This is a genomic window from Corynebacterium sp. KPL1986 (assembly GCF_000477975.1).
Lineage (GTDB): Bacteria > Actinomycetota > Actinomycetes > Mycobacteriales > Mycobacteriaceae > Corynebacterium > Corynebacterium accolens.
The window spans coordinates 648,516-661,557 of the sequence record NZ_KI515719.1 but is presented as its reverse complement, the minus strand read 5'-3'; the positions used below and the strand labels follow the sequence as shown (position 1 = coordinate 661,557).

The window sequence follows — 13,042 nt, the reverse complement described above, 5'->3', positions numbered from 1 at the left end:
CATCTTCAACCAATGTAAAGGTGCATGTGACTAACGTGACCACCCCTTCTAACACTGAATCCGCGAAGTCGGAACCGGTATTTGATGACCCGATTGGCATTACGGACCCGCCAATCGATGAGCTGTTGGACAAGGTTTCTTCCAAGTACGCCTTGGTAATTTTCGCTGCCAAGCGTGCGCGCCAGATCAATAGCTACTACCAAGAGCAAGATGAAGGCGTCTTTGAGTTCGTCGGCCCACTGGTTAACCCAGAGCCCGGCGAGAAGCCACTGTCCATCGCGCTGCGCGAAATCGACGCAGGTCTGTTGGACCACGAGGAAGGCAAGTAAGTAGCGCTCGCTTTCGCGTGCGCACCTTGTGCCTCATTTCAGCCCCGTCCGGCCAAGCCCACTTGGTTTCACTTCTGTGGAACTAATGTGGTGGCCGGGCGGGGCTCTTGTCATGCCTGCACGGTACGATTGTGCGATGTGACTGTTTCAAAATCTCCTCGCAATATCGTGCTTGGCGTTGCCGGTGGCATCGCCGCGTATAAGGCCTGCCACTTGGTGCGCAATTTCAAAGAACATGGCGATAATGTCCGCGTCGTTCCTACAGAAAGCGCATTGAACTTCGTAGGTGCCGCCACTTTTGAGGCATTATCCGGAAATCCCGTTTCCACCAGTGTTTTTGAGGCCGTAGAGGACGTGCAACATGTAGCGGTAGGCCAGGAGGCCGATGCGGTGGTCATCGCCCCTGCCACGGCTGACCTTATTGCCCGTTTGGCTGCGGGACGCGCCGATGATCTCTTGACCGCGACCGTGCTGGTGGCAACGTGTCCCATCATCGTGGCGCCCGCCATGCACACCGAGATGTGGAATAACCCAGCGACACAAGACAACGTAAAGACCCTGCGCCGGCGCGGAATTACCGTCATGGAACCAGCGCACGGGCGCCTTACGGGTAAGGATACGGGCGCGGGCAGGCTGCCGGATCCAGAACAGATTGCGGCCATCGCGCGCACCGAGCTCGCTGGCTTTCATATCGATCACAGCTGGGCGGGGCTGAAGGTGGTCATTTCTGCTGGCGGCACCCAAGAGGAATTGGATCCGGTTCGCTATTTAGGAAACCGTTCCTCCGGCAGGCAGGGGTATGCGCTGGCAGAGGTGGCCGCACACAAGGGCGCGGATGTCACGATTGTGGCCGGCAATACCGCGGAGTTGCCGGTGCCGAGCGGGGCTACGATCCGGAATATCGTTTCTGCCCAAGACTTGGAGGCCGCGATGCGCGAGGAATCCCGCGATGCCGATATCGTCATCATGGCCGCGGCGGTCGCGGATTACCGGCCCGCGAACGTGGCCGAGTCCAAGATGAAAAAGGGCAAGGCCGATGATGCGCTCGCGACGCTAGAGATGGTGGAAAACCCAGATATTTTGAAGTCTCTCGTGGCAGCCCGCGAGGAAGGCGAGGTGCCGCAGAAGTGCGTCATCGTCGGTTTCGCGGCCGAGACGGGAGATGCCGATTCTTCGGCGCTGGATTACGCGAAAGAAAAGTTTGCGCGTAAGGGGTGCGACGTACTGATGGCCAATGAGGTCGGCCGCGGCGTGACCTTTGGCCGGGAAAGCAGCGAGGGGTGGATCCTGCGGCGAAACGAGGAACCACAGCGCGTAGAGCATGGATCTAAGCAGGTCGTCGCGGCGCAGATTCTGGACGCCGTGAATGAAATGATTGAACCGGGAAATTAAATATTGCGTTTATAGACCGCTTGGTCTAGGGTTGCCATATGATGGGTAGGGGCAGAATGCCTCGGTATCGAATACGTAAATAATCTAAGGAAGTTTTTGTGACTGATAACGCTGCAGTGGAAGCTCGTCTTTTTACAAGCGAGTCCGTTACTGAGGGGCACCCGGATAAAATCTGTGACGCCATCTCGGATGCCATCTTGGATGCACTTTTAGAAAAGGATCCGGAGTCTCGCGTCGCCGTGGAAACGCTGGTTACCACCGGCCAGGTACACGTCGTGGGCGAGGTCCGCACCAACGCCTACGTGGAAATCCCGGCCCTTGTGCGCGAGACCCTAAAGTCCATCGGCTTTACCTCTTCCGATGTGGGCTTTGATGGCAATACCTGTGGCGTCAACATCGCCATCGGCGAGCAGTCGCAGGAAATCGGTGCCGGCGTGGATACCTCCACCGAGGCGCGCGACCAGGGCGCGGATTATGACGAGGAAAATGACACCGCCGGCGCCGGCGACCAGGGCCTGATGTTTGGCTACGCGTCGAATGAAACCGCGGAGTACATGCCGTTGCCAATCGCCTTGGCGCACCGCCTGTCCCGCCGCCTGACCCAGGTGCGCAAAGAGGGCATTGTGGACCACCTGCGCCCGGACGGCAAGACCCAGGTGACCTTTGCATATAACGAGAATAATGAGCCTTCTCACCTGGATACGGTCGTTATTTCTACCCAGCACGATCCTGAGGTTGATAGCCAGTGGCTAGAAACCCACCTGCGCAGCGAGGTGCTGGACTGGGTCATTAAGGATGCCGGCCTTGATAAGTACTACACCGATGAGACCAACCTCTTGGTCAATCCTTCCGGCTCCTTCATCTTGGGCGGCCCAATGGGCGATGCAGGCCTTACCGGCCGCAAGATCATCGTGGATACCTACGGTGGCATGGCCCGCCACGGCGGCGGTGCCTTCTCCGGCAAGGACCCCAGCAAGGTGGACCGCTCTGCGGCCTACGCCATGCGCTGGGTGGCCAAGAATATCGTCGCCGCGGGCCTGGCGGATCGCGCAGAGGTGCAGGTGGCCTACGCCATCGGTCGCGCCAAGCCGGTTGGCCTCTACGTCGAGACCTTCGGAACCGCGAAGCAGAACTTGACCGATGAGCAGATCCAGGCTGCCGTCAATAAGGTCTTTGACCTTCGCCCGGCCGCCATCATCCGCGAATTGGATCTGCTGCGTCCTATCTACGGCCAGACCGCCGCCTACGGCCACTTTGGACGTACCGACGTTGACCTGCCGTGGGAGCAGTTGGACCGAGTGGAGGAATTGCGCGCTGCCGCTGGTCTGTAGAATGTGGGCTTATGCCTAAGAAAACACCCGCCGCCCGGAAACCGGTCGCGCGGGTGTTGCCTCTTCTAGGGGTTGCCCACCTCGATCGGGGCTTTGATTACCTGGTAGATGAGGCCGAATCTGATAGCGCCCAAGCCGGGGTGAAGGTGCGCATTCGGTTCAATGGGCGCTTGGTGGATGCGATCATCGTCGAGCGCAAGCATGAGTCCGATTTTGGCGGGCAGCTGCGCTTTATCGAGCGGGTCATCTCCCCATTCCACGTTTATCCACCGCAGCTGTCCCGGCTGGTGGAAGCCCTTGCGGATCGCTATGGCGGAATTTGCTCCGATATCATTCGCTCCGCCATTCCGCCGCGGCACGCAAAGGCAGAAGAAGCGGATTTGGATACGCCGTGGGAAGAACTCGGCGCCGCCAGCGAGCCCGATTTATCCGGGTGGTCTGCCTATCAACATGGGGAAACCTTTGTTGATTCCATCCTGGGCGGGAAATTAGCACGTGCCGCGTGGCAAATCGCTCCCGGCGATGAATGGGAAGATGCACTCGCGGCCTTAGCGGTCAAGGTTGCCCTGGGTGGGGGAGGCGTCCTTATCGTGGTCCCAGACCAAAAGGTAGTGGACGCCCTTGAAAACGCCCTGCGCGGTGTTGTGGGGCCGAAACAAATCACGGTGCTCACCAATAGCATGGGCCCGCAAGCGCGCTATCGCCGCTATCTTTCGGCCTTGGTGGGGCAGGCGCGAATCGTCATTGGAACGCGCTCGGCGGCTTTTACCCCCGTGGACAACCTGCAGCTGGCCGTCATTTTTGATGATGGTAACGATAACTTGGTGGATAATATTAAGCCCTACGTCCACGCCCGGGAGGTGCTTACCACCCGCTCTGCCTTTGAAAATTGCAGCTTCATTGCGGCGAACCACTCGCGCACGGCGGAAACCCAATTATTGGTGGACTCTGGGTGGGCACACAACCTCATCCCGAGCGCCTCAACCATAGAGGCGCGCCGGCCCGATATTTTGGCCATTGGTGCCTACGGGCTATCCATTTCTAGGGACTTGGAGGGCGGTACGACCTCTGTGCAGGCGCCGGCCTTTCAGGCGGCGCAGCAGGCCCTCGACCGCGGCGAACCAGTGCTAGTGCAGGCCCCGCGCAAGGGGTATGCGCCTATTTTGGCCTGTGGAAAGTGCCATTCTCCCGCGCGGTGCCGCCACTGTAACGGGCCATTGGGGTTGCCTCCGAGCTCGGAGCGCTCAAGCGAGGAAGCCGTCATGCCTACCTGCCGTTGGTGCGGGCGCATTGCCACCAATCATCGCTGTACCGAGTGCGGTTCGCCGCGCCTGCGCGCCATCGTTTTAGGCTCTGAACGCACCGCGGAGGAATTGGGGCGCGCCTTTCCCAATACGTCCGTCGTGGTTTCTGGCGGCAATAAGGTCGTGGGCTCAATTGAAAATGCCCCGGCATTAGTGATTGCTACCCCTGGCGCCGAGCCGCGGGTGAATGGCGGCGCCTATGGCGCGGCGCTGCTATTGGACGCGGGCACCTTATTAAACCGGCAAGACTTGCGCGCCACCGAGGACTGCCTGGCCAAATGGGCGCAGGCGGCCACCATGGTCAGGCCGCATTTTAAGGGCGGGCGCGTCATCATCGCCGCGGATCCGGAACTTCCCGTCGTCCGCCACTTCATGAGCTGGGACATGGTCGCGGCCGCGGTAGAGGAATTGCGGGCCCGGCGCGAGGTGCGCTTTCCGCCGGCCGTGCACTTCGCCGCCATCGATGGGGCGGACGCGGCTCTGGATTCCTTCGAACAGTTGGTGGACCTGCCAGAGCACGCCGAGGTCTTAGGCCCGGTTCCGCTCCCGCCAGGGGACAGCCTCCCCGGGGAATACGATGCGGACCGCTTTGGCCCACCCCAACGCCTAGTGGTGCGCGCCCCGCTGGGGCCGCGATCGCAGCTCGGGCGCGCCTTGCGCAAGGCAAATGCGGCGCGCAGCGCGCGCAAGGATGAATTGCCACTACGCATCATGGTCGATCCCATTCACGTGGGTTAGAAGTGCGCATAAACTTAGGCGAATAGGCAGTACATGAGAAAGGGACAAATCAGTGGCGGAATTAGACATCAGGCTCTACGGGGATCCCGTACTGAGCACGCGGGCCGAAGAGATTACGACCTTTGACTCCAGCCTGCGCACGCTGGCGCAGAACATGTTGGAGACCATGGATGCCGCCGGCGGGGTGGGACTCGCGGCGAACCAAGTGGGCATTCTCAAGCGCATCTTTGTCTATGATTGTTCGCCTATCCAGGCCGGATTGCGCGGGGTTCTCATCAACCCCGTGTGGACGCCGCTGGGAGAAGACATGCAGGTTGGCCCGGAAGGATGCCTATCCATCCCGGGGATTAGCGCCGATACACCGCGGCACAACCGGGTATTTGTCTCTGGGCGCGATGTAGAAGGCAGGCCGGTGGGGATGGTCGCCTCGGGGCTTTTGGCTCGGTGCATTCAGCATGAAACCGATCACCTTGATGGAGTGTTATTCCTGCGCCGGCTTGGCGATGCCGACCGCAAGGCCGCCATGCGTACCATCCGCGAAGCCGATTGGTTTAATAGCGCGGGGTAGGCGAGCTTCGGCAACGCAGGCAGGCTCGTTGTACCCTAGAATTTTCACCCGAGACCTCGAGGAGACTCATCCAGTATGCGGATTATTTTTGCCGGCACCCCAGAGCCGGCGGTGGTGGCATTGGAGAAATTGCTTGCCTCCAGCCACGAAGTGGTAGCGGTCATTACCCGGCCCGATGCGAAGAAGGGCAGGGGCCGCAGCCTTCACCCGAGCCCGGTAAAGGCGCTGGCGCAAGAACACGGCATCGAGGTGTTGACCCCGACCACGCTGCGGCCTGGCACGGAGGATGGCGATAACCTGCGTGAGCGCCTGGCGGAGCTGCAGCCCGAGGCCATTCCGGTGGTGGCCTATGGCAATCTCATTAGCAAGGATCTCTTGGATGTCGCGCGCCATGGCTGGGTCAACCTGCACTTTTCCCTTCTTCCCGCCTGGCGCGGCGCGGCGCCGGTGCAGGCGGCTATCGCGGCGGGCGATGATATTACCGGTGCGTCCACCTTCCGGATTGAAGAAGGCCTGGATACGGGCCCGGTATTCGGCACGGTTACAGAAGACATCACCGGAACCGATACCGCGGACGATCTGCTCACACGGCTGGCGTATTCCGGGGCGGATCTCCTGGTCGCCACCATGGATGGGCTGGAGGCCGGCACGCTGGAGCCGCAGGCCCAAAGCGGCGAAGCCACCTATGCGCCGAAGATCTCTACCGCGGCAGCCCGCATTGACTGGGCGCAGCCTGCCTTCGCCATCGACCGGCATATCCGCGCCCACACCCCAGGCCCGGGCGCGTGGACGCTGCTTGACGATGCCCGCCTCAAGCTCGGCCCGGTGAGTCTCACCGAGGGCATCGGCAAGCAGCTGCATCCGGGCGAGGCGCTGATTAGCAAGGACGCGGTGTACATCGGGACCGCGACGCAACCGGTGCAGCTGGATAGGATTCAGCCGCCGGGCAAAAAGATGATGAATGCGGCCGATTGGGCGCGTGGATTAGGAAAGAACGCAGAGGTGAGGTTCCAGTGACTGGTGGATTCCGCTCCCGCAGTAAGTCCGGCGACAAGGCGCCGGAGGCTACACAACACGGCAAGAACGGCGCGCCCCAGCGCGGCGGTGGGCAGCGAGGCAATGCGCAGCGTGGCCAAGACAATCGCGGCCAAGCTCAGCGTGGATCCGCACAGCGTGGTCGCGGCATGCAGGATCAGCGCAACCGCGACCACCGGGATAACCGAGGAAACCGAGGTAATCGGAATGCGGGCACAAAGAACACGGGCGCGGGGAAAACACTGGTGCAGGCCGCCATCGACCAGGGCGTGGATCCGGCCCGCGCCGTTGCCTTCGATGTGGTGCGCCGGGTAAGTGAAGAGGATGCGTTTGCCAACCTCGTCCTGCCCAAGGCGCTGCGCAAGCAGAAACTTTCTGGCCGCGATGCCGCGTTTGCCACGGAGATTACCTATGGCACCCTGCGCACCTTGGGCGTGCTCGATGCGGTAATCGCGCAGTGCTCCTCGCGCGAGTTGGAGGCAATCTCGCCGGTGGTCATCGATGCCCTGCGTCTGGGCACCTACCAGGTGCTCTATACGCGCGTGGAACCCCACGCTGCGGTAGATACCTCCGTCCGGCTCGTCGTGGCGGGCGGGGAAGAAAAAGCCAAAGGGTTTGCCAATGGCATCTTGCGCACCATTACCCGGACCCCGCCGAATGAGTGGCTCAAGCGCCTTGCCCCAGAAGGTGAGGTTGCGGGCCTGGCCTTTAGGCATGCGCACCCAACGTGGATCGCGGAGTCTTTTGCCCGCGTTGTCGACCCCGAGGAATTGCCGGCTGCCTTAGCGGCGGATTCCGAGCGACCGAGCGTGCACCTGGTGGCGCGGCCGGGCGAAATTTCCGCCGAGGAACTGGCGCTGATTACCGGAAACGAAGAAGGTACCTACTCGCCCTACGCGGTGTATATGGATTCTGGGGACCCAGGCCAATTGGAACCGGTCCAGCAGGGCATGGCCGCGGTACAAGATGAAGGCTCGCAGCTTATCGCCCGCGCGGTGTGCGAGGTTCCTGTCAGCGGTACCGACCAGGGACGTTGGCTCGACCTATGTGCGGGCCCAGGTGGCAAGGCGGCCTTGATGGGGGCCTTGGCGCGCATCGAGTCCGCGCAGGTCGATGCCGTGGAAGTATCACCGCACCGCGCGAAACTGATTGAAAAGACCGTGCAAGGGCTGCCGGTGACCGTTCATGTGGCCGATGGCCGCAACCCGCAGGTCGGCTCGGGATTCGATCGCATCTTGGTGGACGCGCCGTGTTCGGGCCTGGGCGCATTGCGGCGCCGACCAGAGGCGCGGTGGCGGAAATCGGAGGACGATATTGCCGAGCTTTCGACACTTCAATTCGAGCTCTTGTCCTCTGCTTTAAAGCTCGTGCGCCCGGGCGGGGTCGTGGTGTATTCCACCTGTTCGCCGGACCTGCGCGAAACCCGTGACATCGTCGACCAAGCGGTAGAAAAGCTGGGCGCGCAGGAGCTGGATGCGCGGGATTTTATCCCGGATATGGGCAATGTAGGAAAAGAAAAATCCGTCCAAATGTGGCCGCACCGCCACGGCACCGATGCCATGTTCATGGCGGTATTGCGGCGCGGCGATGAGGAAGGGCGCTAGGATTAACGGTATGCCTGCACCACTTATTTCTCCGTCAATTTTGGCTGCTGACTTCGCGCGGCTAGGTGAACAACTAGAGGCCATCTCGAATGCCGATTGGATCCATGTAGACATCATGGACGGGCACTTTGTCCCCAACCTTTCCTTCGGTCCGGATATTACGGCCACGGTGAAAAGGTCCACGGATAAGCCGCTTGACGTGCACCTGATGATTGAGTCACCGGCGAAATGGGTGGAGACCTATATCAAAGCCGGTGCTACCACGATCATTTTTCACGTGGAAGCGGTTGAGGGTGAAGCAGCCGCGGTGGAATTGGCAGAAAAGATTCGGGACTTGGGCGCGCGTGCCGCCTTTTCCATCAAGCCGGATACGCCCATTGAGCCGTGGCTGGATAAGCTGCGCCATTTTGATGAGGTGCTGGTCATGTCCGTAGAACCAGGTTTTGGCGGGCAGAAATTCATGCCCGCCATGCTGGATAAAGTCCGCGCCCTGCGCGAAAGCATTGACCAGCAGAACCTCGATACCGTCATCGAAATCGATGGCGGCATCGACCCGGATACGATTGCCTTGGCCGCGGAGGCCGGGTGCGATTCCTTCGTGGCAGGATCGGCCGTATTCAAAAGCGACGATCCAGCGCAGGCGGTGGAAGAACTGCGCGCGCTTGCGGCGCGGTCATAATGGCCGGCGCGATGGATGAAACCAATATTCCCGGAGCATTGCTTCAGGCCATGCAGGCCGGCGCGGCGGTGCGCGGTACCACAAGCCCCAATCCTCCTGTAGGCGCGGTGATTTTGTCTGCTACCGGCGCCGTTGTGGGCATTGGTGCGACCCAGCCGGTGGGCGGTGCCCACGCGGAAGTCATGGCGCTGCGCGCGGCCGGCGAGAAGGCCCGCGGCGGCACGGCCGTGGTTACCCTGGAGCCCTGCGCGCATACGGGCAGGACGGGTCCCTGCGCCACGGCGCTTATCGATGCCGGAATTGCCCGCGTGTTCTACCTGCATCCCGATCCCACGCCCCAAGCGGGCGGGGGTGCGCAGGCCCTGGCCGCCGCCGGGGTTGAGGTGGGCCAGCTCACCGCACCGGATGGCGTCGAAGACGCGGTGCGTGCCTGGTTGCGCGCGGTAAAGCTGCAGCGCCCGCACGTCACCCTGAAATTTGCGCAGACCTTAGATGGGTTTACCGCTGCCGCCGATGGCACGAGCCAGTGGATCACTGGGCCTAAGGCCCGCGAGTGGGTCCACGCCGATAGAGCGCGGCGCGATGCCATCATTATCGGCACCGGCACCGCGCTTGCCGATAACCCCTCGCTTACCGCGCGCTTTAGCGATGGGAGTCTGCGGGAGCACCAGCCGCGCCGCGTGGTCATCGGCAAGCGCGATCTTCGTGTCGCGGGTGAGAAGGCCTCTCACCTGCAGCGGCTGGGGTTTGAGCAATATGACAGCATCGAGGGCGCGCTGAAGGAGCTATATGCTAGCGGCGCCCGCGACGTCTTGGTGGAAGGCGGGGCTGGCCTGGCCCAGGGCTTTATCGAGGCTGGCGCCGTGGATGCGCTGGCGGCGTATATTGCCCCCATCCTGCTCGGCCAGGGGCGCGGGGTTCTGGCGAATACGGTGGCGCACACGCTTGCCGATGCCCCACGTTTTACCACCGTGCGCACCACCAGCCTCGGGCCCGATGTCCTCGTAGAATACGAGGCGCGGAACGAGCGTTAAGAGATTAGATACTTAAGAGATAAACACAAGGGGATTAATTGTTTACAGGGCTAGTACAAGAACTCGGCACGGTAGCCGCGCTCGAGCAACAGGCGGATGCGCTGCGGCTGAGCATTCGCGCGCCGCAGACGGTGAGTGACGCGCGCCTAGGGGATTCCATCGCCATCAATGGCGTGTGCCTTACCATCGCGGAATTGGATGGGGATATTTTCTGCGCTGATGTGATGCAAGAGTCATTGGACCGGACGGGACTCGGTCAGCTGAAAGAGGGCGCGCGGGTGAACGTTGAGCCGGCATTGCTGCCGACCACGCGGCTGGGTGGACACATGATGCAGGGCCATGTCGATGGCACGGCGCGCTTGGTCTCGCGCGAGCACTCGGAGCACTGGGACGTGCTGCGCTTTAGCTTGCCCCGCGATCTTGCTCGGTACGTCGTGGAAAAGGGCTCCATCGCGGTCAACGGCACGTCCTTGACCGTCAGCGCCGTAGGCGAAGATTGGTTCGAGGTCTCCCTCATCCCAACCACCTTGCGGGAGACGACGCACGGTGAATCCAAGGTTGGCGATATCGTAAACCTCGAGGTGGATGTGCTGGCGAAGTATGTAGAAAAGATGCTTCACCCCGAATCCGGGATTGCTTAAGCAAAGGACTAGACTGCTAGGTTATGTTCGCGACTGAAGAGAGCATCCATTTTGATGCCATCGACCACGCCATTGCGGAGATTGCCGCCGGCAAGCCGGTCATCGTCATGGATGATGAAGGACGGGAAAACGAAGGGGATCTGATCTTTGCCGCGGAGCTGGCAACCCCGGAACTGGTCGCGTTTATGGTGCGGTATTCCTCCGGATACGTGTGCGCCTCGCTATTGCCGGAAGATTGCCAGCGGCTCGATTTGCCGCCGATGATGGCGCAGAACCAGGATGTGCGCCAGACCGCCTATACGGTCACCGTGGATGCGGCGACAGGCTCTACCGGAATTTCTGCGGCCTCCCGCGCGGAAACCATCCGCCGCTTGGCGGATCCTTCGACCCGGTCCAGCGACTTTACTCGGCCAGGACACGTCGTTCCCCTGCGCGCACGGCCCGGTGGGGTGCTGGAGCGCGATGGGCACACGGAAGCCGCCGTCGATTTGGCGCGCCTTGCTGGCCTTCGTCCTGCGGGCGTGCTGTGTGAAGTCGTATCAGAAGAAGACCCGACGGATATGGCCCGCGGGCCGGAGCTGCGCCGCTTTGCCGATAAGCACGGCCTCGCCCTGATTTCTATCGCGCAGCTCATCGAGTGGCGCCGCCACCACGAGGTGCAAACCCAGCGGGCGGTGGAAACCCGCCTGCCCACCGAGTATGGCGAATTCACCGCGATTGGTTACCGCCACGACCTTGACGGTCAAGAACACATTGCTTTAATCGCCGGCGATCCGGCGCAGCTTCGCGGTGCCCGCGATGTCGTGGTGCGCGTGCACTCCGAGTGCCTTACTGGGGATGTTTTTGGCTCGCGCCGGTGCGATTGTGGCCCCCAATTGCAGGAATCCCTGCGCAAGGTGCAAGAAGCCGGCAGCGGGGTAGTAATTTACCTGCGCGGCCACGAAGGCCGCGGGATCGGATTGGTGCACAAGCTCCAGGCGTACCGGCTCCAGGACGAGGGCTGGGATACGGTCGACGCGAACTTGGAACAAGGGCTGCCAGAAGATGCCCGGGAGTATTCCGTGGCCGGCCAGATCCTGAAGGACCTTGGGGTGGAATCGGCACAACTGTTGACCAATAACCCGCACAAGGGAGAAGGGCTCGCCGGATTCGGCATTGAAGTCAGCCAACATACCCCGCTTACCATCGCCGCCAACGCCGATAATATTCGGTATCTGCGGACCAAACGCGACCGCATGGGCCACGATCTTCCGCAGGTGGCACAGTGGGACGCGCAGCACGAAGGAGAATTAGGCAAATGAGTAAAGAAGGATTACCCGCTATCGCGCAGGTAGATGCGCGCGGCCTCCGCGTCGCGGTGGTGACCGCGACCTGGAATGAGGAGGTCTGCGATCAGCTGCATCAGCAGGCGGTGGAGACTGCCCGGGCAAATGGGGCAGAGGTCGCAGAATTCCGCGTCGTTGGTTCCTTGGAATTGGGTGTGGTTGTCCAAGCAGCAGCGCGGAAATTCGATGCCGTCGTTGCCTTGGGCTGCGTCATCCGCGGCGGCACTCCGCACTTCGATTACGTCTGCGATTCCGTCACCCAAGCCCTAACGCGCATCTCCTTGGATGAATCGACGCCGATTGGCAATGGTGTCTTGACGGTTAATGACCAGCAGCAGGCCATCGATCGCGCAGGTTTCCCAGACTCTGCGGAAAATAAGGGCGCAGAATCCATGATTGCGGCTTTAGACACCGCGTTGCAATTGCGTAGACTAAACGCAGAATATTAATAACAAGGCCAATCGAAATCCTGACCATTGACCGGCAGGCAGGACTTCCAGAGGAGTAAACACATGAATGAGTCCGCAGCCTCGAATGAATCCCAACCGCGCCGCACCCTTAGCGATGCGGAAGTATTGGCCTATACCAGCGCGGATCCCTTCGCACGGACCACGTCGAAGCCGTGGGAGTATACCGCCAAGTCCCCGTTTTTGCGCAAGATTGCCATCGGCTGGGTCATCCTAGTCATGGCCATCCATATTTTCATGGGTGTCACTCTCGATATCTCTTTTACCGGCGCGCACGTGACCACCATCGATAAATTTGCTTTCCCCGGTGTGGGCGTAGTCATTTCCATCTTGTCCTGGATTGCGCTGAACCGGCCGCGGCTGCAGGCCAATGAGGATGGGGTAGAGGTCCGCAATATCATCGGCACGCGCTTTTACCCGTGGCAGGTGGTCTACGGGCTATCCTTCCCCGTCGGCCAGCGCATGGCCCGCCTCGAGCTGCCCGAATTTGAGGCCGTGCCCGTGTGGGCGCTGCAGTCCGGCGATAAAGATACCGTGATCACAAAAGTCCGTGACTTCCGCGATCTGGAAGCCAAATACATGCCGCAGGATTAAG

The 13,042-nt window shown here is 61.2% G+C and carries 13 protein-coding genes; all 13 read left to right on the top strand.

What is annotated here, in order from left to right:
* Positions 1 to 26: 26 nt before the first annotated feature.
* Entirely contained in the window at positions 27 to 329 is a 303-nt protein-coding gene (gene rpoZ, locus HMPREF1287_RS03055) for a DNA-directed RNA polymerase subunit omega (RefSeq protein ID WP_005279075.1), read from the top strand.
* 138 nt (positions 330 to 467) lie between these two features.
* Positions 468 to 1,721, top strand: a complete 1,254-nt coding sequence (coaBC, locus tag HMPREF1287_RS03050; RefSeq protein WP_034654056.1) for a bifunctional phosphopantothenoylcysteine decarboxylase/phosphopantothenate--cysteine ligase CoaBC — start codon at positions 468 to 470, stop codon at positions 1,719 to 1,721.
* Between the two features lie 98 nt (positions 1,722 to 1,819).
* On the top strand, positions 1,820 to 3,052 hold the full coding sequence (metK, locus tag HMPREF1287_RS03045; protein WP_023017445.1) for a methionine adenosyltransferase: 1,233 nt from the start codon (positions 1,820 to 1,822) through the stop codon (positions 3,050 to 3,052).
* 11 nt (positions 3,053 to 3,063) lie between these two features.
* Positions 3,064 to 5,094: a primosomal protein N' gene (locus HMPREF1287_RS03040; RefSeq protein ID WP_023017446.1), complete on the top strand. Its 2,031-nt coding sequence runs from the start codon at positions 3,064 to 3,066 to the stop codon at positions 5,092 to 5,094.
* A 52-nt stretch (positions 5,095 to 5,146) separates the two neighbouring features.
* Positions 5,147 to 5,662: a peptide deformylase gene (gene def / locus HMPREF1287_RS03035; RefSeq protein ID WP_023017447.1), complete on the top strand. Its 516-nt coding sequence runs from the start codon at positions 5,147 to 5,149 to the stop codon at positions 5,660 to 5,662.
* Between the two features lie 75 nt (positions 5,663 to 5,737).
* On the top strand, positions 5,738 to 6,679 hold the full coding sequence (gene fmt / locus HMPREF1287_RS03030) for a methionyl-tRNA formyltransferase (RefSeq protein ID WP_023017448.1): 942 nt from the start codon (positions 5,738 to 5,740) through the stop codon (positions 6,677 to 6,679).
* A gap of 167 nt (positions 6,680 to 6,846) precedes the next feature.
* Complete coding sequence (locus HMPREF1287_RS03025) at positions 6,847 to 8,301, top strand: transcription antitermination factor NusB (RefSeq protein WP_084519562.1); 1,455 nt, start codon at positions 6,847 to 6,849, stop codon at positions 8,299 to 8,301.
* Positions 8,302 to 8,311: 10 nt separating this feature from the next.
* A complete protein-coding gene (rpe, locus tag HMPREF1287_RS03020; protein ID WP_023017450.1) occupies positions 8,312 to 8,980 on the top strand; it encodes a ribulose-phosphate 3-epimerase in 669 nt (222 codons plus the stop codon).
* Between the two features lie 11 nt (positions 8,981 to 8,991).
* On the top strand, positions 8,992 to 10,014 hold the full coding sequence (gene ribD, locus HMPREF1287_RS03015) for a bifunctional diaminohydroxyphosphoribosylaminopyrimidine deaminase/5-amino-6-(5-phosphoribosylamino)uracil reductase RibD (RefSeq protein ID WP_369707512.1): 1,023 nt from the start codon (positions 8,992 to 8,994) through the stop codon (positions 10,012 to 10,014).
* Positions 10,015 to 10,052: 38 nt separating this feature from the next.
* Complete coding sequence (locus tag HMPREF1287_RS03010; protein WP_023017452.1) at positions 10,053 to 10,655, top strand: riboflavin synthase; 603 nt, start codon at positions 10,053 to 10,055, stop codon at positions 10,653 to 10,655.
* Positions 10,656 to 10,678: 23 nt separating this feature from the next.
* The gene (locus HMPREF1287_RS03005) at positions 10,679 to 11,956 is read left to right on the top strand and encodes a bifunctional 3,4-dihydroxy-2-butanone-4-phosphate synthase/GTP cyclohydrolase II (protein WP_023017453.1); all 1,278 of its coding nucleotides are present in this window, start codon (positions 10,679 to 10,681) and stop codon (positions 11,954 to 11,956) included.
* Positions 11,953 to 12,429, top strand: coding sequence for a 6,7-dimethyl-8-ribityllumazine synthase (ribH, locus tag HMPREF1287_RS03000; protein WP_023017454.1), 477 nt, complete (start codon positions 11,953 to 11,955; stop codon positions 12,427 to 12,429). Before HMPREF1287_RS03005 ends, ribH begins: the two co-directional genes overlap by 4 nt.
* A gap of 63 nt (positions 12,430 to 12,492) precedes the next feature.
* Complete coding sequence (locus HMPREF1287_RS02995) at positions 12,493 to 13,041, top strand: PH domain-containing protein (RefSeq protein ID WP_023017455.1); 549 nt, start codon at positions 12,493 to 12,495, stop codon at positions 13,039 to 13,041.
* Position 13,042 lies beyond the last annotated feature (1 nt).